Genomic DNA, 22,633 nt, shown 5'->3' on the forward strand with positions numbered 1-22,633 from the left:
TCGCCCCCACCTTGGAATGCGCTTATCGGTGGGAGCGAGCCTGCTCGCGATTGGCTCTTGAATACTGTGGAGACTCTGAGATGAAAACGCTCTGGCAACACTGCCACGTCGCAACCATGGCGCAAGGCGTCTACTCGATCATCGAGGACGCGGCCATCGTGACGTCCGGTGCGCAAATAGAGTGGATCGGCCCCCGTGCTGAACTGCCGTCGGGCCAATACCCGACGGTCAACGATCTGAAGGGGGCCTGGGTCACGCCGGGCCTGATCGACTGCCACACCCACACGGTGTTCGGCGGTAACCGCAGTGGCGAATTCGAACAGCGCCTGCAAGGGGTCAGCTACGCGGACATCGCCGCTGCCGGGGGTGGCATCGCCAGCACCGTACGCGCCACGCGGGCGGCCAGTGAAGACGAACTGTTCGCCAGTGCCGCCAGGCGTCTGAAAAGCCTGATGCGCGACGGCGTCACCAGCATCGAAATCAAATCCGGTTACGGCCTCGACCTGGCCAGCGAGCGCAAGATGCTGCGGGTTGCCCGTCGCCTCGGCGCCGAACTGCCGGTCAGCGTGCGCACCACTTGCCTGGCGGCCCACGCCCTGCCGCCGGAATACAAGGACCGCGCCGATGATTACATCGAGCACATCTGCGCCGACATGCTTCCGGCCCTGGCTGCCGAAGGGTTGGTGGATGCGGTGGATGCATTCTGCGAGTACCTGGCGTTTTCCCCGGCACAGGTCGAGCGCGTGTTCCTCACTGCCCGGCAACTCGGATTGCCGGTGAAGCTGCACGCCGAGCAGTTGTCGTCGCTGCACGGCTCGAGCCTGGCGGCGCGCTACCACGCCTTGTCCGCCGACCACCTGGAATTCATGACCGAAGATGACGCCATCGCCATGGCCGCGTCCGGCACCGTCGCCGTGTTGTTGCCCGGCGCGTTCTACTTCCTGCGCGAAACCCAGTTGCCGCCGATGGACGCGCTGCGCAAGCACGGGGTGAAAATCGCCATCGCCAGCGACCTCAACCCTGGCACTTCGCCGGCGCTGTCGCTGCGCCTGATGCTGAACATGGCCTGCACCTGTTTCCGTATGACCCCGGAAGAGGCCCTGGCCGGCGCCACGATTCATGCCGCCACCGCGCTGGGCATGGCGCAGACCCACGGTTCGCTGGAGGCCGGCAAGGTCGCGGATTTCGTCGCCTGGCAAATCGATCGTCCCGCCGACCTGTCGTACTGGCTGGGCGGTGACCTGGAAAAACGCGTCGTGCGTCACGGCGTCGAAACGAGCGTTTAGGAGAGCTGTTGTGGATAAGGTTCTGAACTTCAAACAAGGCCGCGTGCCGCTGCTGATCAGCATGCCCCACGCCGGCGTACGCCTGACCCCGGCGGTCGAGGCCGGGTTGATCGCCGACGCGAAAAGCCTGCCCGATACCGACTGGCACATTCCGAAACTGTATGAATTCGCCGCTGAACTGGGCGCCAGCACCCTGGCCGCCGAGTACTCGCGGTTCGTCATCGACCTGAACCGGCCCGCCGACGACAAACCGTTGTATGCCGGCGCGACCACGGGGCTGTATCCGGCGACGCTGTTCGACGGCATTCCCTTGTTCCGTGAGGGCATGGAGCCGACCGCCGCCGAGCGGGCGACCTATCTGGAACAGGTGTGGACACCGTATCACCGCACCTTGCAGGAGGAACTGGCACGGCTCAAGGCCGAATTCGGCTATGCGCTGTTGTTCGACGCGCATTCGATCCGTTCGATCATTCCGCACCTGTTCGACGGCAAGTTGCCGGACTTCAACCTCGGCACGTTCAATGGCGCCAGTTGCGATCCGCAGTTGGCGACACAACTGGAAGCCGTTTGCGCGCGGCACGCCGATTACAGCCATGTGCTCAACGGCCGTTTCAAGGGCGGCCACATCACCCGGCATTACGGAAATCCGGCGGATAACATCCACGCGGTGCAACTGGAGCTGGGCCAGTGCACCTACATGGAAGAGTTCGAACCGTTCCGCTACCGTCCGGACCTGGCGGCGCCGACGCAGGTGGTGTTGAAAGAACTGCTGCAGGAATTGCTGACCTGGGGCAAAGATCACTACAACGCCTGATTCCTTGAACCATCTGCTGGCCTCATCGCGGCAGGCTCGCTCCCACATCGATGGCTGGTGCTTACACAATGTGTGTTTCAAAAGCAGGCCCTGTGGGAGCGAGCCTGCTCGCGATTGCGTTGTGCCAGGCGTTCTGCGAGAAACAGTCGCCACCGTGCAAATCCCGGTCGCTACAGTTCGCTTTTACCTCTCGTCTGCTGCGTAATGTTCTGCGCACGGTGCACAAAGACACCGAACCCATAACAATCCGCTGCCGCACGAGAACGCCCCATGACAAGCACCAAAGCTCTGTTTACCCGCTGTCTCTCCATCCTCTGCGGTACCGCTCTGCTGAGCACCGCTGCCCTGGCCAGCGACGACGCCTCCTGCAAGGCCGTGCGCATGGGTGTGGTCAACTGGACCGACGTCATCGCCACCAGCGGCATGGCGGATGTGCTGCTCAATGGCCTGGGCTACGAAAGCAAGCAGACCAGCGCCGTGCAACAGATCATCTTTGCCGGCATCCGCGATAAACGCCTCGACATCTTCCTCGGGTACTGGAAGCCGGCAATGGACAAGAACATTGCGCCGTTTCTGGCGGCCAACCAGGTCAAGGTCATGGACAAACCGAGCCTGGCCGATGCCCAGGCCACCCTTGCTGTCCCGGAATACGTGGCGGCTGCGGGCCTCAAGACCTTCGCCGATATCGCCCGGTTCAAGGAGCAGCTCGGCGGCAAGATCTACGGGATCGAACCGGGTAGCGGGGCCAACACCACGATCAAGACCATGATCGAGACCAATCACTTTGGCCTGAAGGATTTCAAACTGATCGAATCCGGTGAGGCCGGCATGCTCGCGGCGGTCCAGCGGGCGGTGAATCGCAAGGAATTCGTGGTGTTCGTCGGCTGGACCCCGCACCCGATGAACATCAACATGAAGATCACCTACCTGACCGGCAGCGAAGATGTCTATGGCCCCAACGAAGGCGCGGCGACGGTCTCTACCGTGACCTCGCCGGACTACGCCGAGCGCTGCCCGAACGTGAACCGGTTGCTGGAAAACCTGACCTTCACCGCGTCCCAGGAAAGTCAGTTGATGGTGCCGATCATGGAACGCAAGACCCCGCAGGACGTTGCCAGGCAATGGCTGCGTGATCACCCGCAAGACCTGCAGCGCTGGTTGGCGGGTGTCAGCAGTTTTGATGGCAAGGACGGTGTGGCCAGTGTCCAGGCCAGCCTGAAAAACTGACCCCTTTTCGTCAACCCTGTGGGAGCGAGCGAGCGAGCTCGCGAAGCGGCGTATCAGGCAGACCAATGCCAAATGGCACTCTGTCCTTGCGAGCAGGCTCGCTCCCACTAGGGATCCTACCCATCCCCTGAAGGGGTATCCGATCAATGGCTACCTACCCGCTTTCTGCGTCGATGATGGCGTTCGTCGAGAAAACCATCAGCTTCAACGGCCCCGACAACAGCCTTGCCGGCATGCGTCAGGCCTACAACGAGATGTGCCGGGCGTTCACCCCGGCGCGTCCTGCCGGGCTGTATGTGGTCGACTTCGAGTTGGCCGGGGTGCGGGTTCGCGCCTATCAACCGCCGCTGTCGTCGCCGCCGGCCGGTGATCCGTGCGTGGTGTACCTACATGGCGGCGGTTGGGTGGTGGGTGACCTGGATTCCCATGACTTCATCTGCGCCGAACTGGCGTCGACGCTCGGCGTGCTGGTGATCGCCGTCGATTATCGCCTGGCGCCGGAGCACCCGTTTCCGGCGGGGTTCCACGACTGCCTGAGCGTCTGGCGGGCACTGCGGACCGGGCCCTTTCGCCTCGACCCCGAACGCACGCTGGTGGCTGGCGACAGCGCGGGGGGCAATCTTGCCGCGGCGTTGTGCCTGGCCTTGCGCGATGCGGGTGAGCCACTGCCGGCGGCGCAGGTGCTGATCTACCCCGGGCTGGGTGGCGACGATCGCCTGCCGTCGCGCAGCGAATGCAGCGACGCGCCGTTGCTCAGCCGCCGTGACGTGGACGATTACCACGCCCTGTACCTGGGCGCCCGGCAGCCCTGTGCCCATTCAATGCCATTGCTTGCCGAGGATTTCAGCGGTTTGCCACCCGCGCTGATCGCCGTGGCGCAATTCGATCCCTTGCGCGATGACGGTGTGCGCTATGCCGAGCAACTCAAGTCCGCAGGCGTGGAAGTGGCGCTGTACTACGGCGAGGGACTGGTTCATGGCTGTTTGCGCGGGCGTGGCCAGGTCGCCGAGGTGGACGCGCTGCATGAAACCCTGCTCGGCTATCTGGCTAAAAAACTGGCGACAAAACTCTGACTCAGCAAGGGCATGCTCATTGACGTAATTCGGGTTTATGATGCCGGACGGCAGAATCATAGAAGTCCCCCCAGGGATGACCTCGACCCCTTACGGAGCGCGCAATGCAGACTTTGTACCCGCAGATCAAACCCTACGCCCGGCACGATCTGGCAGTCGATGAAACCCACACCCTGTATGTCGACGAAAGCGGTTCACCGGAAGGTTTGCCTGTGGTGTTCATCCACGGCGGCCCAGGCTCGGGGTGTGATGCGCAGAGTCGCTGCTTCTTCGATCCGAACCTGTACCGCATCGTCACATTCGACCAGCGCGGTTGCGGTCGTTCTACCCCCCACGCCAGCCTGGAAAACAACACCACCTGGGATCTGGTTGCCGACCTCGAGCGGATTCGCCTGCACCTGGGGATCGACAAATGGGTGCTGTTCGGCGGCTCGTGGGGTTCGACCCTGGCGCTGGCCTATGCACAAACCCATCCTGAACGTGTACACGGCCTGATCCTGCGCGGGATTTTTCTCTCCCGTGCGCAGGACATCAAGTGGATGTACCAGGAAGGCGCCAGCCGTCTGTTTCCCGACTACTGGCAGGATTACATCGCACCGATCCCGCCGGAGGAGCGCGGCGACCTGCTCGGCGCTTTCCACAAGCGTCTGGTCGGCAACGACCAGATCGCCCAGATGCACGCGGCCAAGGCGTGGTCCACCTGGGAGGGGCGGATCGCGACACTGCGCCCGAACCCGCTGGTCGTCGAGCGTTTCTCCGAACCGCAGCGCGCGCTTTCGATCGCCCGCATCGAGTGCCACTACTTCACCAACAACTCGTTCCTCGAACCGAATCAGTTGATCCGCAACATGGGCAAGATCGCCCATTTGCCCGCCGTGATCATCCACGGGCGCTACGACGCGATCTGTCCGCTGGACAACGCCTGGGAACTGCATGAGAACTGGCCGAACAGCGAATTGCAGGTCATCCGCGAAGCCGGGCACGTGGCGTCCGAACCGGGCATCACCGATGCGCTGGTGCGCGCCGCCGACCAGATGGCCCGGCGCTTGCTCGACCTGTCCCCTGACGAAGCATGAAGGGCTTGCTGCAGCGCGTGCGCGGCGCGCGAGTCGAAGTGGCGGGGGAGGTCGTCGGTTCGGTTGACCAGGGCCTGTTGGTGCTGGTCGCGGTGGAACCCGAGGATACTCGGGCCAGCGCCGACAAACTTCTGCATAAGCTGCTTAACTATCGGGTGTTCAGCGACGGGGAGGGCAAGATGAATCTATCCTTGGCGGACGTCGGTGGCGGGTTGTTGCTGGTCTCTCAGTTCACCCTGGCCGCTGACACCAAGAGTGGATTGCGTCCGAGTTTCTCGACGGCCGCCCCTCCGGCGCTGGGTGAAGAGCTTTTCGACTATTTGCTGGAGAAAGCGAAACAGGTGCATGGCACTGTGGCATCAGGTAGATTCGGCGCCGATATGCAGGTGCACCTGGTCAATGATGGCCCGGTAACCTTCCTGTTACAGGCATGAAAGCGCTTGAAACCTCTTTTTGAAGGCTTTTCGACTGAAAACAGGGCTTTTTCGCGATAAATACTTTGTTGCACCTGATGCGTTGTAACGCGGCCTGCTAGATAATCGCGCGCTACGCGGATCGGCGTTCGTTGGTCCATTTTGACTTAGGTAGAGACTTGTCCTGGACCTGTTGGGGAATCATTTAGCCCCATAGGAGTCGGAACAATGCTCGCCAACCTGGCATATAGATAGCTGGCCGTTGGTTTATTGATCTGTTTTCGGCGAGGGTTGCTCGTGATTGTAAGTCCGTTTATTGCACCAAAATTGTCTGCCAAACGGTTGCGTAGCGCTCTGGTAGCGGGTTCGGCCCTGCTTTGCCTGCTCAGCGCCGGCCAGCTTTGGGCATTCAGTCTGGATGATGTTTCGGCCAAGGCAAAAGAGCTGGCCGGACAGAAATACGAGGCCCCGCGCAGTAACCTGCCGACTGAATTTCGCGAGATGAAATTCGCGGATTATCAGAAAATTCGTTTCCGCACCGAAAAAGCCGAATGGGCCGATCAGAAGAACCCGTTCAAGCTGTCGTTCTATCACCAGGGCATGCATTTCGACACGCCGGTGAAAATCAACGAAATCACGGCCAACACCGTGGAAGAGATCAAGTACGACCCGACCCGGTTTGATTTCGGCGACCTGCAGTTCGATCCCAAGGCCACCGAAAAGCTCGGCTATGCCGGTTTCCGGGTGCTGTACCCGATCAACAAGGCCGACAAGCAAGACGAAATCATGACCATGCTCGGCGCGAGTTACTTCCGCGTCGTCGGCAAGAACCACGTCTACGGTCTGTCCGCGCGTGGCATGGCGATCGATACCGCCTTGCCGTCCGGTGAGGAATTCCCGCGTTTTCGCGAGTTCTGGATTCAACAGCCCAAGCCGGGCGACAAGCACCTGGTGATTTTCGCCCTGCTGGATTCGCCACGTGCAACCGGCGCCTACCGCCTGACCCTGCGTCCGGGCAGCGACACCATTGTCGACGTCAAGGCGCAGATGTACCTGCGTGACAGGGTCGGCAAACTGGGCATCGCCCCGTTGACCAGCATGTTCCTGTTCGGCGCCAACCAGCCGTCCAAAGTCCTCAACTACCGTCGTGAGCTGCACGATTCCAGCGGTCTGGCGATCCATGCCGGCAACGGCGAGTGGATCTGGCGTCCGCTGAACAACCCGAAACACCTGGCGGTAAGCAATTTCTCGGTCGAGAACCCGCGTGGCTTCGGCTTGCTGCAGCGTGGCCGTGACTTCAGCCATTACGAAGACCTCGACGACCGCTACGACAAGCGCCCAAGCGCCTGGATCGAGCCGAAGGGCGACTGGGGCAAGGGCACCGTCGATCTGGTCGAGATTCCGACCGCCGACGAAACCAACGACAATATCGTGGCTTTCTGGAGCCCGGAAACCCTGCCTGAACCCGGCAAGGCGCTGGAATTCGGCTACCGCATGCACTGGACCATGGACGAGGCGGCGCTGCACTCCCCGGACAGCGCCTGGGTCAGTCAGACCCTGAAGTCCACCGGTGACGTCAAGCAATCGAACCTGATTCGTCAGCCGGACGGCAGCGTTGCCTACCTGGTGGATTTCGAAGGCCCGTCTCTGGCGGCACTGCCACCTGATGCCGATGTGCGCAGCCAGGTCAGCGTCGGCGACAACGCCGATCTGGTCGAGAACAGCGTGCGCTACAACCCTGAAACCAAGGGCTGGCGCCTGACCCTGCGCCTGAAGGTCAAGGACCCGGGCAAATCCACCGAGATGCGTGCGGCACTGGTACAGAACATCGTGCCGGCCGATCTGGCCAAGACGTCGATTCCGGCGTCCAACTCTTCCGTGGCCAAGGCCGACAAGGTCGCCGCCAAGCAAGCGGAGAAAGCCGAGAAGGCCGACAAGGACGCGAAGGCTGCCGAGGCCAAACAGGCCGAGGCCAAGCCAGCTACCGATGCCAAGGACAAGGCGAACAACAATGACGCCACGCAGCCTGCCGCTGCCGACGCGGCCCCAGCCACACCGGAATCGGCGCCGACTGAAGAAGTCCTGACCGAGACCTGGAGCTACCAGTTGCCTGCCGATGAGTAATTCCCAAGTACAGCCAGAGTCGCTCTCGGAGTATCTGGCCCATTTGCCGATGACCGACCAGCAGCGCGCGGAACTCGCGGGCTGCCAGTCCTTCAGCGAACTGCATGAACGTCTTTCGTCCTCCACGTTCGATGCACCGACCGACGCCGCCCAGGCTTCGGTCGGCAAGCGCCTGATCCTGAGCACTGCCGAAGAACTGCAAGACGCCGAAATGCTGACCCTGGACGCCAGTGGCCGGGTTTGCCTGAAGGCGACCCCGCCGATTCGCCGGACCAAGGTCGTGCCGGAGCCGTGGCGCACCAACATCCTGGTGCGTGGCTGGCGTCGCCTGACCGGTCGCACCAACCCGCCCAAGCCGCCGAAAGACGAAAACGTCCTGCCGGCCGCGCGCTGGCGCACGGTCGGTTCGATCCGTCGCTACATCCTGCTGGTGCTGATGCTGGGCCAGACCATCGTGGCCGGCTGGTACATGAAAGGCATCATGCCGTACCAGGGCTGGTCGTTCGTCGACCTCAACGAAGTCCTGCACCAACCGTTGATGCAAACGGCCACGCAAGTGCTGCCGTATGCGTTGCAAACCAGCATCCTGATCATGTTCGGGATTCTGTTCTGCTGGGTGTCGGCCGGTTTCTGGACTGCGTTGATGGGCTTCCTGGAGTTGCTGACCGGGCACGATAAATACCGTATCTCCGGTAAAAGTGCAGGTAACGAGCCGATTCCGAAAGACGCGCGCACCGCACTGGTCATGCCGATATGCAACGAGGACGTGCCGCGGGTGTTCGCCGGTCTGCGGGCGACATTCGAGTCGGTCGCGGCCACCGGCGACCTGGATCGCTTCGACTTCTTCGTCCTCAGCGACAGCAACGACGCCGACATCTGCGTCGCCGAGCAGCAGGCCTGGCTGGACGTCTGCCGCGAAGCCAAGGGCTTCGGCAAGATCTTCTATCGCCGCCGCCGCCGTCGCGTGAAGCGCAAGAGCGGCAACCTCGACGACTTCTGCCGTCGTTGGGGCGGCGACTACAAGTACATGGTCGTGCTCGACGCCGACTCGGTCATGAGCGGCGAGTGCCTGACCAGTCTGGTGCGCCTGATGGAAGCCACGCCGGATGCCGGGATCATCCAGACCGCGCCGCGTGCTTCGGGCATGGACACCCTGTACGCGCGCATGCAGCAGTTCGCCACCCGTGTGTACGGTCCGCTGTTCACCGCCGGCCTGCACTTCTGGCAGTTGGGTGAGTCGCACTATTGGGGCCACAACGCGATCATCCGCATGAAGCCGTTCATCGAGCACTGCGCCCTGGCGCCGCTGCCGGGCAAAGGCGCCTTCGCCGGTGCGATCCTGTCACACGACTTCGTCGAAGCGGCGCTGATGCGCCGTGCCGGCTGGGGCGTATGGATTGCCTACGACTTGCCGGGCAGCTACGAAGAGCTGCCGCCGAACCTGCTGGATGAACTCAAGCGTGACCGTCGCTGGTGCCACGGTAACCTGATGAACTTCCGCCTGTTCCTGGTCAAGGGCATGCACCCGGTTCACCGTGCGGTGTTCCTGACGGGCGTGATGTCCTACCTGTCGGCGCCGTTGTGGTTCTTCTTCCTGGTGCTGTCGACGGCGCTGCTGGCGGTCAATACGTTGATGGAGCCGCAGTACTTCCTGGAACCGCGCCAACTGTATCCGCTGTGGCCGCAATGGCACCCGGACAAGGCGATCGCGCTGTTCTCGACCACCATCGTGCTGCTGTTCCTGCCGAAGTTGTTGAGCATCATCCTGATCTGGGCCAAGGGCGCGAAAGAGTTCGGCGGCAAGTTCAAGGTGACCCTGTCGATGCTGCTGGAGATGCTGTTCTCCATGCTGCTGGCGCCGGTGCGGATGATTTTCCACACCCGCTTCGTCCTCGCCGCGTTCCTCGGCTGGGCCGCGACCTGGAACTCGCCGCAACGTGACGACGACTCCACACCATGGAGCGAAGCGGTCAAGCGCCACGGTCCGCAAACCGTGCTGGGCTTCCTGTGGGCCTTGCTGGTGATCTGGCTGAACCCGAGCTTCCTATGGTGGCTGGTGCCGATTGTCGGTTCGCTGATGCTGTCGATCCCGGTGTCGGTGATCTCCAGCCGTGTGGGCCTGGGTTTGAAGTCCCGTGACGAAAGCCTGTTCCTGATCCCTGAGGAATACAATCCGCCACAGGCGTTGCTGGCCACTGACCAGTACACCCATGAAAACCGTTACCACGCGCTGAAAGACGGCTTCATTCGCTCGGTGGTCGATCCACAGCAGAACGCCCTGGCGTGCTCGTTGGCGACTTCGCGTCACCGCGAAGCCGAGCCGATCGAGTGGCTGCGCATCGAACGGGTCCGCCACGCATTGAAAGTCGGGCCCGAGGGCCTGACCAACAATGAGCGTGTGCAACTGCTCAGTGACCCGGTGGCACTGGCCCGCTTGCACGAGCAGGTCTGGACCGAAGCTCACCCGGCATGGCTGCAGGCCTGGCGCCAATCGGTGAAAGCCGATCCCCACGCGCCGCTCCTGCCGCTCAAGCCGTTGAGTGCGCAGCCGCAGTTGGCCTGATGCCTCCCCCTGCAGGAGCGAGCGATCTCGCTCCTGCAGCAATAAATCCCGCCTGAACCCTTGTGCAAACGAGCGAGTGCGTTAGCATCCGTCCCCGAATTGGTGCGCCCGGGCAATTTTTGTCCGTATCGCAGGGTTTTCCCGTTGGAAAGCCGGCGATTGCGCGCCTCATAACGCAATGGGTTTGGGGAAATGATGATGAAGAAGTACCTCTCGATGCTGTTGGTCGGCGTCACGGCATGGGTTGCAGTCGGCTCGGCACAGGCCGGCGCCATCGATGACGCGGTCAAGCGTGGCACGCTCAAAGTCGGCATGGACCCGACCTACATGCCGTTCGAAATGACCAACAAGCGCGGCGAGATCATCGGTTTCGAAGTCGATATCCTCAAGGCCATGACCAAGGCCATGGGCGTCAAGCTCGAGCTGGTGTCCACCGGCTACGACGGCATCATCCCGGCCTTGCTCACCGACAAGTTCGACATGATCGGCAGCGGCATGACCCTGACCCAGGAACGCAACCTGCGCCTGAACTTCAGCGAACCGTTCATCGTGGTAGGCCAGACCCTGCTGATCCGCAAGGAGCTGGAAGGCACCATCAAGTCCTACAAAGACCTGAACACCGCCGATTACCGCATCACCTCCAAACTCGGCACCACCGGCGAGATGGTCGCCAAAAAGCTGATTTCCAAAGCCAAGTACCACGGCTACGACAACGAGCAGGAAGCGGTGCTCGACGTGGTCAACGGCAAGGCCGATGCCTTTATCTATGACGCGCCGTACAACGTCGTGGCGCTGGCCAAGGTCGGCAACGGCAAGCTGGTGTTCCTCGACAAGCCGTTCACCTATGAGCCGCTGGCGTTCGGTCTGAAGAAGGGGGACTACGACAGCATCAACTTCATCAACAACTTCCTGCACCAGATCCACAACGACGGCACCTACGACCGCATCCATGACAAGTGGTTTAAAGACACCGCCTGGCTGAAGGACATGGAGTAAGACCGGTCAGACAGACCGCGTCGCTTCATTCGCGAGCAGGCTCGCTCCCATATTCAGGCCACGTATTTCTGTGGGAGCGAGCCTGCTCGCGAAGACGGCCTTGTAAGCAATGCAAATTTCGGAACTGGCAATGAAACAGAAAAAAGCCCAATGGCCCTGGCACCTGCTGACCGGGCTGGTGCTCATCGGCCTCGCCGCCGCGATGTATTACGCCACCTCGCTGATGTCCTACGAATGGCGCTGGAACCGCGTGCCGCAGTACTTTGCCTACCACGCCGAAGAGTCGCAGCGTGCCGCCGACATCTCCACCGTCAGCGAACTGGTGCGCAGCGGCGACAAGGCTGAAGTGACCCTGCGCAACGACGCCGGTGACGAACAGCGCGTCACCGTCGACGACAACAGCCTGCAAGTCGCCCAGGGCGACGACGTGGCTGAAGGCGATGTGATCGGCGTGACCCGCCATTGGGCGGCCGGACCGCTGTTGTGGGGGCTTTGGACCACCTTGTGGCTGTCGGTGGTGTCAGGTGTGCTGGGTTTGTTGATCGGCCTGGCCACCGGCCTGTGTCGCCTGTCGAACAACCCGACCCTGCGCGACCTGTCGACGATCTACATCGAACTGGTACGCGGTACGCCGCTGCTGGTGCAGATTTTCATTTTCTATTTCTTCATCGGCACTGTGATGAACCTGTCCCGGGAATTCGCCGGTATCGCCGCGCTGTCGTTATTCACCGGAGCGTATGTCGCGGAGATCATCCGCTCCGGCGTGCAGTCGATTGCCCGGGGCCAGAACGAGGCCGCACGCTCTCTGGGTTTGAGCGCGGGCCAGTCGATGCGCCACGTGGTGCTGCCGCAGGCGTTCAAGCGCGTGCTGCCGCCGCTGGCCGGGCAATTCATCAGCCTGGTCAAGGACACGTCCCTGGTGTCGGTGATCGCCATTACCGAACTGCTGAAAAGCGGCCGCGAAGTCATCACCACCTCGTTTTCGCCGTTTGAAATCCTGTTCTGTGTGGCCGGCCTGTATTTGTTGATCAACCTGCCGCTGTCGAAAATCGCCGGCCGGCTTGAGCGGAGGCTCGCGCAAAGTGATTGAAGTCCGCGATCTGGTAAAAGTCTTCGATACCCGCGGCCAGGTGGTTCGCGCGGTCGATAACGTCTCGACCCGAGTGGCGAAGGGCGAGGTGCTCGTCGTCATCGGCCCGTCCGGGTCCGGCAAGTCGACCTTCCTGCGCTGCCTCAATGGCCTGGAGGCATTCGACTCGGGTTCGGTGAGCATCGACGGCCTGCAACTGGCCGATCCGAAAACCGACGTCAATGCCTACCGCCGCGAAGTCGGCATGGTGTTCCAGCACTTCAACCTGTTCCCGCACATGACCGTGCTGGAGAACCTGTGCCTGGCCCAGAAGGTCGTGCGCAAGCGTGGCAAGAAAGAGCGTGAAGCCAAGGCGATGGCATTGCTGGAAAAGGTCGGCATCGCACAGAAGGCCAACGAGTTTCCGTCACGCCTGTCCGGTGGCCAGCAGCAGCGCGTGGCGATTGCCCGGGCGCTGGCGATGGAGCCCAAGGTCATGTTGTTCGACGAACCGACCTCGGCGCTGGACCCGGAAATGGTCGGCGAAGTACTCGACGTGATGAAGAACCTGGCCGTGGAAGGCATGACCATGGTCTGCGTGACCCACGAGATGGGGTTTGCGCGGGAAGTGGCGGATCGGGTGCTGTTCTTCGATCACGGCAAACTGCTGGAAGACGCCTCCCCGGCCGAGTTCTTCGATGCACCCAAGGACCCGCGCGCGCAGGCCTTCCTGCGCCAGGTTTTGTAGGTTCACGGCCTGTTCAGTCTTATTCGCGAGCAGGCTCGCTCCCACGGGTGACCACGTCAACCTGTGGGAGCGAGCCTGCTCGCGAAAGCTTTGCCTCAGACCTTGAACCGCCCCACCAGCGTCTGCAAATGGGTCCCCAGCCGCGCCAGCTCGACACTGGAGGCCGCGGTTTCCTCACTGGCTGCCGAGGTCTGCTCGGACACATCGCGCACGTTCAGCACGCTGCGGTTGATCTCCTCTGCCACGGCGCTCTGTTGTTCGGCCGCCGCAGCGATCTGCTGGTTCATCGACTGGATCGCCGACACGGTGCGGGTGATGCTTTCCAGCGAGCCGCCGGCGCGGCGCGTCAGTTCGACGCTGCTGTCGGTCAGGCTGCGGCTGTTGTCCATGATGGTCGCGACCTGCTGGGTGCCGTTTTGCAGGCCGACGATCAACTCTTCGATTTCCTCGGTGGACTTCTGGGTGCGCTGGGCGAGGCTGCGGACTTCGTCGGCGACCACCGCAAAACCGCGCCCGGCCTCGCCGGCACGGGCAGCTTCGATGGCAGCGTTGAGCGCCAGCAGGTTGGTTTGCTGGGCCACGGACTTGATCACGTCGAGCACACTGCCGATCTTGTCGCTTTCGCGCTTGAGATCGCCCATGGCCTCGGTGGAATTGCCCACTTCCAGGGCCAGACGCTCAATCTGGGCGATGGCTTCACCGACGACCTTGTCTCCCTCGCGGGCCTGCTGGTCGGCGGCAACCGCCGCTTCCGAGGCTTCCTCGGCGTTACGCGCCACTTCCTGCACCGTGGCGGTCATTTCGTTCATGGCGGTCGCCACCTGATCGGTCTCGACTTTCTGGCTGTTGACCCCGGCGCTGGTCTGCTCGGTCACGGCGGACAGTTCTTCGGCGGCGCTGGCGATTTGCGTGACGCCGTCGCGGATGCCACCGATCAACTCGCGCAGGCCCAGGGTCATGTTCTGCATGGCGCGCTGGAGCTGGCCGAGTTCGTCCTGACGCTGCGAAACCAGGTCCTGGCTCAGGTCGCCGGCGGCGATGCGTTCAGCCACCTTCAGGGTCTGACTCAGTGGAATGACGATCTGGCGGGTGATCGCCCAGGCTGCGAACAGGCCGAAGGCCAGCGCCAGGGCAGTGGCCAGGAACAACAGGTTCCTGGCGTGTGCCGCGTCGGTATCGCGCACGATGGTTTGCGAAGCGGTGAGCTTCTGGCTGAGGTCGATCAGGATGTCGCCTTGCGTCTTCATGCGCACCAGCGCGGCCGCCGTGGCGACCTGTGAGTCGCGGAACTGGCTGACCGCCGCGCGATAGGTTTTGAACGATTCGCTGGCCTGTTGCAGATTGGCCGTGTACTGCGGGGGCAGTTTCGAGGGCAGGCTGTCGAGGTAAGTCAGGACGTTGGCAATCGCATCCAGCGCCGGTTGCTCGGCGTCGGCCTTGCCGCTGTAGGTGTAGCCGCGCACCTGGTAGCGGGCTTGTTGCAGCAGCTTGCCGGCCTCGACGATATGGTTGAAATCGGTGACGCTGTCGCCTTGCAGCAGGGATTTCTCGACTTCAGCCACCCGGGCCACGGCATTGTCGGCGGAAGCGCCGAGCTTGCTGCGCGCATCTTCACGGTTGGCGCCCGCCTGGGCCATGGCGGCGAAGGCTTGCTTGTACTCGCCGACGGCCGCCAGTTGCTGGTCGACCCTGGCCGCATCGTCCGGCTGTTCGATCAGTGTGCGTGCTGTTTTCAAGCCGGTGTCGAGTTGACCGAGCAGGTCGTTGACGGTGCCCGTACCCTGTTCGCCGCGTCGCATTTCGTAGTCCAGGCGGGCGATGCGCAAATCCTTGGTCAGGTCGTTGAGGCTGGCAATGAACCCGAGTTTGTCGCCACGGCTGATCACGTCCTTCAGGCCGGTCCAGCCGGTGAAGGTAATCAGCGACGTCAGCAGCAACACCAGACCGAAACCGGCACTCAGTTTTCGATTGACGCTAACGTTTCCCAGTCTTTCGGCTAGCCATCGGTACATGCTGCAACTCCCTGAACCACTCATTGGTTTTATGGGAGTTGTATCGGCGGGCGGAAAAGTTTCTGTAGGGGCGTGCGTTCTTTAGAACAGCCGTGAAAGCAGGGCTGTGACGGCTGTTTCGACCCGCAGGATACGCTCGCCCAGTTGCACCGGTTGCAGGCCGGATTTGGCCAACAGGTCGATCTCATAGGGAATCCAGCCGCCCTCCGGACCGATGGCCAGGGTGACCGGCTCGTCGAGGCCGCGCGGGCAGGGCGGGTAGTTGCCCGGATGGCCGACCAGGCCGAGGGTGCCCTGGGCAATTGCCGGCAGGCGATCTTCGACGAACGGCTTGAAGCGCTTTTCGATGACCACATCCGGCAAGACGCTGTCCCGGGCCTGTTCAAGGCCGAGGATCAACTGCTCGCGAATGGCCTCGGGCTCGAGGAATGGCGTCTGCCAGAAGCTCTTCTCGACGCGGTAGCTGTTCACCAGCACGATTCGTGGCACACCCATGGCCGCCACGGTCTGAAACACCCTGCGCAGCATCTTGGGGCGTGGCAGGGCCAGTACCAGGGTCAGCGGCAGCTTGGCCGGCGGCGCCTGATCGAGGGTGACGTGCAGTTCGGTTTCATCGGCGTCCAGGCGCAGGACGCTGGCCGACCCCATCAGGCCGCCGACCCGTCCGACCCGCAGGCTGTCACCCACTTCACAACGGTGGACCTCCTGCATGTGCGTCAACCGGCGATCACGCAGGACCACCCGGTCGGCCGCAATGAAGTCGGCGTCTTCGAGCAGCAGCAGGTTCACGCCTGGGTCGCTGGCGGCTGGTCGTTGTGATCGTCGACCGGCTGGTCGTCCGGATGATCGCCGCGCTTGCTGATCAGGCCGCCGAAGAGGATGCCGATCTCGAACAGCAGCCACATCGGCACCGCAAGCAGAGTCTGCGAGAAGATGTCCGGCGGTGTCAGGATCATGCCGACCACGAAGCAGCCGATGATCACGTACGGGCGGATTTTCTTCAGGTACTTGACGTCGACCACGCCAATCCACACCAGCAGCACCACGGCCACCGGGATTTCGAACGCCACGCCGAAGGCGAAGAACAGGGTCATGACGAAATCGAGGTAGCTGGTGATGTCGGTCATCATTTCCACGCCGGCCGGGGTGGCAGCGGCGAAGAACTTGAAGATCAGCGGGAACACCAGGAAATAGGCGAACGCCATGCCGGCATAGAACAACAGGATGCTCGACACCAGCAAGGGCACCGCGATGCGTTTCTCATGCTTGTACAGACCGGGCGCGATGAAGCCCCAGATCTGGTGCAGGATCACCGGGATCGCCAGGAACAGCGAGACCATCATGGTCAGCTTCAGCGGCGTCAGGAACGGCGACGACACGTCGGTGGCAATCATCGTCGCCCCCGTTGGCAGGTACTGGCGCAACGGCGTGGAGACGAAGGTGTAGATCTGCTGGGTAAAGGCAAACAACCCGGCGAAGATGATGAAGATCGCCGCTACACAGCGCAGCAGACGGGTACGCAGCTCGGTGAGGTGCGAAACCAGCGGCATGTGCTGGTCGTTTTCAGGAAGGTCGCTCATGAGGCTCGCGGCGGCAATGTAGGGTCTTGAGGGGCCGGCGCAACAGGCGCAGCCGCCGGTACGACGGGTTCAACCGGTGCGGCTGCAACAGCAGGCGTCGGTTCGACAGGCGCTGCTTCAGCCGCAGGTGCAGCCACTGTCGGCGTGACTTCTGGCTGGACCGGTGTCGGCTCCTGCTGGGTCGGCGTGAAAATCTTACGCGCCTCCTGTTCCAGCGACAGAATGTGCTCGTTGTGCAGTTGCCGACGAATCTCATCGGCACCGATTTCACGTTCAACTTCCTGTTTGATCGCGTTGAAGCTGCGCTTCAGGCGACCGACCCACAGGCCGGCGGTGCGCGCGGCACCCGGCAGGCGCTCGGGGCCCAGCACCAGCAGGGCAACGAGGCCGACGAGCAGCAGTTCAGAGAAGCTGATACCAAACATTAGTCAGTGCTCACACGTCTTTGCGGATCGGCTCTTCGACTTTTTGCGCCTGCACGTCGATGGTGTGCGGCTGGTTCACGGCCTGGGTGGGCTGTGGCTGGGCCGGCGGCACCGGTTGGGCCGGGGTGACGGTCGGATCGGCCGGTTTCTCGTCGTCGTTCATGGCCTTGCGGAAGCCCTTGATCGATTCGCCGACATCGGTACCGAGGTTTTTCAACTTCTTGGTGCCGAACACCAGCACCACGACAACGAGGATGACGATCCAGTGTTTCCAGTCAAAAATGCCCATGTTGCTGCTCCTCTCAAAAGGTTGTTCAGGCGGACGGGCGCGAGGCTTTCTCGGCGTGTCCGGACAGACCGAAACGACGGTCCAGTTCATCGAGTACGGCCTGCGGATGCTGCCCCAGTTGGGCGAGCATGACCAGGCTGTGGAACCACAGGTCGGCGGTTTCGTAGATCACATCGCTGCAGTCGCCGCTGATGGCGGCATCCTTGGCGGCAATGATGGTTTCGACCGACTCTTCGCCGACCTTTTCCAGAATCTTGTTCAAGCCCTTGTGGTACAGGCTGGCGACATACGAGCTGTCGGCGGCGGCGCCTTTGCGCTCCTCCAGCACCTGAGCGAGGCGGGTCAGGGTGTCACTCATGTTTGTGTCCTGCGCTGTAAATGGCGTGCGGGTCTTTCAAGACCGGGTCGACGGTTTTCCAGTCGCCGTTTTCGAAGACGCGGTAGAAGCAGCTCTGGCGGCCGGTATGGCAGGCGATATCGCCGATCTGCTCGACCATCAGGATGATGACATCGGCGTCACAGTCCAGGCGCATCTCATGCAGGGTCTGCACATGCCCTGACTCTTCGCCCTTGCGCCACAGCTTGCCACGCGAGCGCGACCAGTAGATGGCGCGGTTCTCGGCAGCGGTCAGTTCCAGCGCTTCACGGTTCATCCAGGCCATCATCAGGACGCGCCCGGTCTTGTGATCCTGGGCAATGGCCGGTACCAGGCCATCGGCGTCCCATTTGATCTCGTCCAGCCAGTTACTCATCTTCGACTCCGAGGCAGGCCACACTTCATGAAATAGAGGCCTGTGTGACATTCAGCGTTGAAACAGTGTGCCAGTGCGCAACTCAACTGGCTATCGGCGAACGACCAGATACAAGCCGACGGCCATCATGATCCCGGCCGGCCAGTAAGCCAACTCGTTCAACGGACCGCCCATGGCCAGAATTGCACCACCTGCCAGATGGGCCGTCCCGAGCAGGCGCAGGAACCAGTCGTCCCGACGTCGATGCCACGGAGGCGGCGGATCGTAGGCGTGGGGCTGCGACATGCGTTCGAGCAGGTCGCGGGCCATGTTGGCCAGGTGCGGCAGTTGCTCGAACTGGCTCTGCACATTGCCCAGCAAGGCCTTCGGGCTGACGCGTTCACGCATCCAGCGCTCGAGGAACGGTTGTGCGGTGTTCCACAGATCCAGGTCCGGGTACAACTGACGGCCCAGGCCTTCGATGTTCAACAGAGTCTTCTGCAACAGGACAAGCTGCGGCTGCACCTCCATGTTGAAGCGTCGCGCCGTCTGGAACAGGCGCATCAACACCTGACCGAAGGAAATATCTTTTAACGGTTTTTCGAAGATCGGCTCGCACACGGTACGAATGGCCGCTTCGAATTCGTTGAGTTTGGTTTCCGCCGGCACCCAGCCCGAATCGATGTGCAGTTGCGCCACGCGCCGGTAATCGCGCTTGAAGAAGGCGAACAGGTTGCGCGCCAGGTAATCCTGGTCTTCCGGGGTCAGGCTGCCGACGATGCCGCAGTCGATCGCAATGTACTGCGGGCTCCACGGGTTGACGGTGCTGACGAAGATGTTGCCGGGGTGCATGTCGGCGTGGAAGAAACTGTCGCGGAACACTTGGGTGAAGAAGATTTCCACCCCGCGTTCGGCGAGCATTTTCATGTCGGTACGCTGGTCGGCAAGGGTGGCCAGGTCCGTGACCTGAATCCCGTAGATGCGCTCCATCACCAGCACTTTCGGCCGGCACCAGTCCCAGTAGACCTGCGGCACGTAGAGCATCGGCGAACCCTCGAAGTTGCGCTTCAGCTGGCTGGCATTGGCCGCTTCGCGCAACAGGTCGAGTTCGTCGTAGATGGTTTTTTCGTAGTCGCTGACCACGTCCACCGGGTGCAGCAGGCGCGCATCGGCCGAGAGCTTTTCCGCCGCGCGGGCCAGGATGAACAGCCACGCCAGATCCTGGGCAATCACCGGTTTGAGGCCCGGGCGAATCACCTTGACGACGACCTCTTCACCGGTCTTCAGTTGCGCGGCATGAACCTGCGCCACGGACGCCGAAGCCAGCGGCTCGACGTCGAAACGGCTGAACACTTCACTGATCTTCTTGCCCAGCTGTTCTTCGATCAGCTTCACCGAGACTTGCGAGTCGAACGGCGGCACGCGGTCCTGCAATTTCATCAGTTCGTCGGCGATGTCTTCCGGCAGCAGGTCGCGGCGGGTGGACAGGATCTGCCCGAACTTGATGAAAATCGGCCCCAGGTCCTGCAGCGCCAGGCGCAGGCGTGCGCCACGGCTCAGGTCCAGGGTCTTGCGCGGGAACCAGCGCCACGGCAACACATAGCGCAGCGCCAGCAGGAACCAGGGCAGCGGCAGGTCGAACAGCAGGTCATCGAGGCGATAACGAATCACAACGCGCTGGATGCGCAACAGACGGCGGACGGCAAGCAGCTTCATGCGTTATCGCTTGGGTCTAGGGATCGGGAAAGGCGCTCGACACGCGCCTCGAGACGTTCCAGATCGAGTTTGATCCGGTCCAGTTCGGTGAAACGGGCTTCGGCTTCGCGCTGACCGACGAGGGTACGCGATTCTTCGGCCAGGTACTCGCCCAGGTTCTGGCCGAGGCTGGTGAATCCCTGTTGGTACCAGCGAGCGCGACTGCGCAGATGCCCGCCGACCAGTTGCGTGGCCACCGGCCCCAGCCAGCGCGAGAGCTCGTACTCCCAGTCCAGTTCGAGGTCCTGAAGGATCGCCGCCAGCTCCAGCAGCACGCCACTGTCACCCTCGAGTTCGACTTCAGGGCCATGCAGGACGGCGGTCTTGTCCTTGCTCAGCGCCAGTTTGATCAGTTGGGTGGCGGGGGCGCGCAACGTACAGTCGGCACCGCCTTCCCACTGCGAGGCGAGCATCAGGCCTTCGTCGCTGGGCAGGATGTGCAGATGCAGGGCCGGGCTGCGGCACTCGACCGCAATCACCTTGCCGCTCAAATGCGCGAGCCGTGGCAACGCCGTGCTGTCGAGGCGCAGCACCCGGTTCAGGCCGAGTTCAACGCTGGCGAGCAGGCCGGCGAACAACATCAGGGCTTGATGCCGCGGTGCAGGGCGACGATGCCTGCGGTCATGTTGTGGTAGGTCACGCGGTCGAAACCGGCCTCGACCATCATCGACTTCAGGGTTTCCTGGTTCGGGTGCATGCGGATCGATTCGGCCAGGTAGCGGTAGCTTTCCGAGTCGTTGGTGACCAGCTTGCCCACCAGCGGCATGAAGGCGAAAGAGTAGGCGTCATAGGCCTTGGACATCAGGGCGTTGGTCGGCTTGGAGAACTCGAGCACCAGCAGGCGACCACCGGGCTTGAGGACGCGCAGCATCGAGCGCAGGGCGTCTTCCTTGTGCGTCACGTTGCGCAGGCCGAACGCGATGGTTACGCAATCGAAATGGTTGTCCGGGAACGGCAGCTTTTCAGCGTCGGCCTGGACGAATTCGACGTTGCCGGCCACACCCAGGTCCAGCAGGCGGTCACGGCCGACCTTGAGCATGGACGCATTGATGTCGGCCAATACCACCTGGCCAGTGGGGCCGACGAGGTGGGAGAATTTTTTCGTCAGGTCGCCGGTGCCGCCGGCGATGTCGAGCACGCGATTGCCGCTGCGCACGCCCGACAGTTCGATTGCGAAGCGCTTCCACAGACGGTGCATGCCGCCCGACAGGAGGTCGTTCATCAAGTCGTACTTGGCGGCTACCGAGTGAAAGACCTCGGCGACTTTTTCCGCTTTTTGGCTTTCCGGAACGTTTTTGAAACCGAAGTGAGTGGTGGGTTCGGCATCGCTGCCTTTGCGCTGATCAGTCATATCGCTGTCACCAGAAGAGAATGCGGGCATTCTAATCCCGGTGGCCGGCTTTGTCTTGGCAAGGCTGCAGGTAAGATAGTCAATCACTGGGACGTTTTGCCGCAGCGGCGGTCAAGATGCTTCAGCATCGCATTCAAAAAGCAGGAGTCAGTTGATGGCCCGAATTAGTGTTGAACGTGCCCATGGTCTGGGCAAGGAAGCGGCCCGTGAGAAGGCCGACAAGTTGGCGCAGAAGTTGTCCGATCAATATGGACTGGAACCGCAATGGTCCGGCGACACCCTGAACCTCAAGCGTTCCGGCGTAAAAGGCGCGGTGCACGTAGCCGATGATTCGATCCGGGTTGACGTGGAGTTGGGGCTGATGATGTCGGCCATGAGCGGCATGATCAAAGCGGAGATCGAAAAAGCGCTGGACAAGGCGTTGGCTTGACTACTTTTGCTCTCAGTTCATTGCGCTTTTGGGAGCGAGCCTGCTCGCGATAGCGGTGCGTCAGTCACTGTAGATATCGACTGCTGCACCGCCATCGCGAGCAGGCTCGCTCCCACATGGGGTGATGTTGTGTTCATTGTTTCATGTCAGTTGTTAGGGTGCCGTTTCTAATTATTCTCCTTACGTTGTGCATGAGCCCGACACTTTCCCGGGCAGTTCCTCAAACCTTCTGCGCGTGAGGTGCACCATGGCCAAAATTATTTTGAAGAAAAAAATCGACGCTTCGACGACTGCTCTGAGCGACGTCAAATCCTATGCCCGCAAGATCTGGCTGGCAGGCCTGGGCGCCTACACCAAGGTCGGCCAAGAGGGCAGCGAGTACTTTCAGGAGTTGATCAGGGAAGGTCAAACTGTTGAAAAGAAAGGCAAAAAGCTAGTTGCCGAAAAACTTGAAGCGGCTAATACCGAGATCGATGAAGCCAAGAGTGAAGTGAGCACTTTCAAAGGCAAGGTCGAAGTTCAACTCGACAAAGTCGAGAAGGCGTTTGACTCGCGTGTCGCAAGTGCCTTGAATCGTATCGGCATTCCGTCTAAACATGACGTTGAGACACTCTCTGTCAAGCTCGATGAGCTGACGGCATTGCTCGAACGCGTCGCGCGTAAATCTTAAG

The 22,633-nt window shown here is 61.8% G+C and carries 23 protein-coding genes and 1 pseudogene; 13 read left to right on the forward strand and 11 right to left on the reverse strand.

Annotation, left to right across the window (positions count from 1 at the left end; translation table 11 throughout):
- The first annotated feature begins 80 nt into the window (after positions 1-80).
- From hutI to IB249_RS20725, 11 genes are all read left to right on the forward strand, one after another.
- Complete coding sequence (hutI, locus tag IB249_RS20675; protein WP_192307564.1) at positions 81-1,286, forward strand: imidazolonepropionase; 1,206 nt, start codon at positions 81-83, stop codon at positions 1,284-1,286.
- Positions 1,287-1,296: 10 nt separating this feature from the next.
- The gene (gene hutG / locus IB249_RS20680; RefSeq protein WP_192307565.1) at positions 1,297-2,100 is read left to right on the forward strand and encodes an N-formylglutamate deformylase; all 804 of its coding nucleotides are present in this window, start codon (positions 1,297-1,299) and stop codon (positions 2,098-2,100) included.
- Positions 2,101-2,370: 270 nt separating this feature from the next.
- Positions 2,371-3,327 carry a choline ABC transporter substrate-binding protein gene (locus IB249_RS20685; RefSeq protein ID WP_192307566.1) on the forward strand — a complete coding sequence of 319 codons (957 nt, stop codon included), beginning with the start codon at positions 2,371-2,373 and terminating at the stop codon, positions 3,325-3,327.
- Between the two features lie 146 nt (positions 3,328-3,473).
- The gene (locus tag IB249_RS20690; protein ID WP_192307567.1) at positions 3,474-4,400 is read left to right on the forward strand and encodes an alpha/beta hydrolase; all 927 of its coding nucleotides are present in this window, start codon (positions 3,474-3,476) and stop codon (positions 4,398-4,400) included.
- Between the two features lie 104 nt (positions 4,401-4,504).
- Entirely contained in the window at positions 4,505-5,476 is a 972-nt protein-coding gene (pip, locus tag IB249_RS20695) for a prolyl aminopeptidase (protein ID WP_192307568.1), read from the forward strand.
- Positions 5,473-5,910 (forward strand): D-aminoacyl-tRNA deacylase, encoded by a 438-nt coding sequence (gene dtd, locus IB249_RS20700; protein WP_192307569.1) that lies wholly within the window; start codon positions 5,473-5,475, stop codon positions 5,908-5,910. Before pip ends, dtd begins: the two co-directional genes overlap by 4 nt.
- Positions 5,911-6,186: 276 nt before the next feature.
- Entirely contained in the window at positions 6,187-8,013 is a 1,827-nt protein-coding gene (locus tag IB249_RS20705) for a glucan biosynthesis protein G (protein ID WP_318653507.1), read from the forward strand.
- Positions 8,006-10,576 (forward strand): glucans biosynthesis glucosyltransferase MdoH, encoded by a 2,571-nt coding sequence (mdoH, locus tag IB249_RS20710; protein WP_192307570.1) that lies wholly within the window; start codon positions 8,006-8,008, stop codon positions 10,574-10,576. The genes IB249_RS20705 and mdoH overlap by 8 nt, the downstream gene beginning before the upstream one ends.
- A gap of 198 nt (positions 10,577-10,774) precedes the next feature.
- On the forward strand, positions 10,775-11,572 hold the full coding sequence (locus tag IB249_RS20715; protein ID WP_192307571.1) for a transporter substrate-binding domain-containing protein: 798 nt from the start codon (positions 10,775-10,777) through the stop codon (positions 11,570-11,572).
- Between the two features lie 130 nt (positions 11,573-11,702).
- Positions 11,703-12,662, forward strand: a complete 960-nt coding sequence (locus tag IB249_RS20720; protein WP_192307572.1) for an amino acid ABC transporter permease — start codon at positions 11,703-11,705, stop codon at positions 12,660-12,662.
- The gene (locus tag IB249_RS20725; RefSeq protein ID WP_192307573.1) at positions 12,655-13,389 is read left to right on the forward strand and encodes an amino acid ABC transporter ATP-binding protein; all 735 of its coding nucleotides are present in this window, start codon (positions 12,655-12,657) and stop codon (positions 13,387-13,389) included. The genes IB249_RS20720 and IB249_RS20725 overlap by 8 nt, the downstream gene beginning before the upstream one ends.
- Before the next feature lie 95 nt (positions 13,390-13,484).
- Here the strand turns inward: IB249_RS20725 and IB249_RS30240 are convergent, their stop codons facing one another.
- The 11 genes and pseudogenes from IB249_RS30240 to ubiE form a co-directional block, all read right to left on the reverse strand.
- On the reverse strand, positions 13,485-14,357 hold the full coding sequence (locus tag IB249_RS30240; protein WP_412548017.1) for a methyl-accepting chemotaxis protein: 873 nt from the start codon (positions 14,355-14,357) through the stop codon (positions 13,485-13,487).
- Positions 14,343-15,425 (reverse strand): annotated as a pseudogene (locus tag IB249_RS30245) (methyl-accepting chemotaxis protein); the annotation flags it as partial. The pseudogene IB249_RS30245 and the gene IB249_RS30240, both read right to left, overlap by 15 nt.
- A gap of 57 nt (positions 15,426-15,482) precedes the next feature.
- Positions 15,483-16,190 carry a 16S rRNA (uracil(1498)-N(3))-methyltransferase gene (locus IB249_RS20735; RefSeq protein WP_192307575.1) on the reverse strand — a complete coding sequence of 236 codons (708 nt, stop codon included), beginning with the start codon at positions 16,188-16,190 and terminating at the stop codon, positions 15,483-15,485.
- A complete protein-coding gene (gene tatC, locus IB249_RS20740; RefSeq protein WP_192307576.1) occupies positions 16,187-16,981 on the reverse strand; it encodes a twin-arginine translocase subunit TatC in 795 nt (264 codons plus the stop codon). The genes IB249_RS20735 and tatC overlap by 4 nt, the downstream gene beginning before the upstream one ends.
- Complete coding sequence (tatB, locus tag IB249_RS20745) at positions 16,978-17,406, reverse strand: Sec-independent protein translocase protein TatB (protein WP_192307577.1); 429 nt, start codon at positions 17,404-17,406, stop codon at positions 16,978-16,980. The genes tatC and tatB overlap by 4 nt, the downstream gene beginning before the upstream one ends.
- A gap of 10 nt (positions 17,407-17,416) precedes the next feature.
- The gene (locus tag IB249_RS20750) at positions 17,417-17,695 is read right to left on the reverse strand and encodes a twin-arginine translocase TatA/TatE family subunit (protein WP_192307578.1); all 279 of its coding nucleotides are present in this window, start codon (positions 17,693-17,695) and stop codon (positions 17,417-17,419) included.
- A 25-nt stretch (positions 17,696-17,720) separates the two neighbouring features.
- Complete coding sequence (locus IB249_RS20755; protein WP_192307579.1) at positions 17,721-18,053, reverse strand: phosphoribosyl-ATP diphosphatase; 333 nt, start codon at positions 18,051-18,053, stop codon at positions 17,721-17,723.
- The gene (gene hisI / locus IB249_RS20760) at positions 18,046-18,447 is read right to left on the reverse strand and encodes a phosphoribosyl-AMP cyclohydrolase (RefSeq protein WP_192307580.1); all 402 of its coding nucleotides are present in this window, start codon (positions 18,445-18,447) and stop codon (positions 18,046-18,048) included. The genes IB249_RS20755 and hisI overlap by 8 nt, the downstream gene beginning before the upstream one ends.
- A gap of 90 nt (positions 18,448-18,537) precedes the next feature.
- On the reverse strand, positions 18,538-20,142 hold the full coding sequence (gene ubiB / locus IB249_RS20765) for a ubiquinone biosynthesis regulatory protein kinase UbiB (protein ID WP_192307581.1): 1,605 nt from the start codon (positions 20,140-20,142) through the stop codon (positions 18,538-18,540).
- Complete coding sequence (locus IB249_RS20770) at positions 20,139-20,762, reverse strand: SCP2 domain-containing protein (RefSeq protein WP_192307582.1); 624 nt, start codon at positions 20,760-20,762, stop codon at positions 20,139-20,141. The genes ubiB and IB249_RS20770 overlap by 4 nt, the downstream gene beginning before the upstream one ends.
- Positions 20,762-21,532, reverse strand: a complete 771-nt coding sequence (gene ubiE, locus IB249_RS20775; protein ID WP_192307583.1) for a bifunctional demethylmenaquinone methyltransferase/2-methoxy-6-polyprenyl-1,4-benzoquinol methylase UbiE — start codon at positions 21,530-21,532, stop codon at positions 20,762-20,764. The genes IB249_RS20770 and ubiE overlap by 1 nt, the downstream gene beginning before the upstream one ends.
- Before the next feature lie 154 nt (positions 21,533-21,686).
- On the opposite strand from ubiE, the gene IB249_RS20780 reads away from it, so the two are divergent.
- The gene (locus IB249_RS20780) at positions 21,687-21,962 is read left to right on the forward strand and encodes a polyhydroxyalkanoic acid system family protein (RefSeq protein ID WP_192307584.1); all 276 of its coding nucleotides are present in this window, start codon (positions 21,687-21,689) and stop codon (positions 21,960-21,962) included.
- Between the two features lie 247 nt (positions 21,963-22,209).
- Complete coding sequence (locus IB249_RS20785; protein ID WP_192307585.1) at positions 22,210-22,632, forward strand: phasin family protein; 423 nt, start codon at positions 22,210-22,212, stop codon at positions 22,630-22,632.
- The last annotated feature ends 1 nt before the right edge of the window (position 22,633 follow it).

Origin of the sequence: Pseudomonas sp. PDM04 (assembly GCF_014851765.1) — a bacterium.
Classification (GTDB): Bacteria; Pseudomonadota; Gammaproteobacteria; order Pseudomonadales; family Pseudomonadaceae; genus Aquipseudomonas.

Coding starts and splice junctions, on each gene's coding strand:
- pip (WP_192307568.1), top strand. CDS start 4,505: ATGCAGACTTTGTACCCGCAGATCAAACCCTACGCCCGGCACGATCTG.
- tatB (WP_192307577.1), bottom strand. CDS start 17,406: ATGTTTGGTATCAGCTTCTCTGAACTGCTGCTCGTCGGCCTCGTTGCC.
- hutI (WP_192307564.1), top strand. CDS start 81: ATGAAAACGCTCTGGCAACACTGCCACGTCGCAACCATGGCGCAAGGC.
- IB249_RS20685 (WP_192307566.1), top strand. CDS start 2,371: ATGACAAGCACCAAAGCTCTGTTTACCCGCTGTCTCTCCATCCTCTGC.
- dtd (WP_192307569.1), top strand. CDS start 5,473: ATGAAGGGCTTGCTGCAGCGCGTGCGCGGCGCGCGAGTCGAAGTGGCG.
- IB249_RS20750 (WP_192307578.1), bottom strand. CDS start 17,695: ATGGGCATTTTTGACTGGAAACACTGGATCGTCATCCTCGTTGTCGTG.
- IB249_RS20690 (WP_192307567.1), top strand. CDS start 3,474: ATGGCTACCTACCCGCTTTCTGCGTCGATGATGGCGTTCGTCGAGAAA.
- IB249_RS20755 (WP_192307579.1), bottom strand. CDS start 18,053: ATGAGTGACACCCTGACCCGCCTCGCTCAGGTGCTGGAGGAGCGCAAA.
- IB249_RS20785 (WP_192307585.1), top strand. CDS start 22,210: ATGGCCAAAATTATTTTGAAGAAAAAAATCGACGCTTCGACGACTGCT.
- hisI (WP_192307580.1), bottom strand. CDS start 18,447: ATGAGTAACTGGCTGGACGAGATCAAATGGGACGCCGATGGCCTGGTA.
- ubiE (WP_192307583.1), bottom strand. CDS start 21,532: ATGACTGATCAGCGCAAAGGCAGCGATGCCGAACCCACCACTCACTTC.
- mdoH (WP_192307570.1), top strand. CDS start 8,006: ATGAGTAATTCCCAAGTACAGCCAGAGTCGCTCTCGGAGTATCTGGCC.
- ubiB (WP_192307581.1), bottom strand. CDS start 20,142: ATGAAGCTGCTTGCCGTCCGCCGTCTGTTGCGCATCCAGCGCGTTGTG.
- IB249_RS20780 (WP_192307584.1), top strand. CDS start 21,687: ATGGCCCGAATTAGTGTTGAACGTGCCCATGGTCTGGGCAAGGAAGCG.
- IB249_RS20715 (WP_192307571.1), top strand. CDS start 10,775: ATGAAGAAGTACCTCTCGATGCTGTTGGTCGGCGTCACGGCATGGGTT.
- IB249_RS20720 (WP_192307572.1), top strand. CDS start 11,703: ATGAAACAGAAAAAAGCCCAATGGCCCTGGCACCTGCTGACCGGGCTG.
- tatC (WP_192307576.1), bottom strand. CDS start 16,981: ATGAGCGACCTTCCTGAAAACGACCAGCACATGCCGCTGGTTTCGCAC.
- IB249_RS20770 (WP_192307582.1), bottom strand. CDS start 20,762: ATGTTGTTCGCCGGCCTGCTCGCCAGCGTTGAACTCGGCCTGAACCGG.
- IB249_RS30240 (WP_412548017.1), bottom strand. CDS start 14,357: ATGCAGAACATGACCCTGGGCCTGCGCGAGTTGATCGGTGGCATCCGC.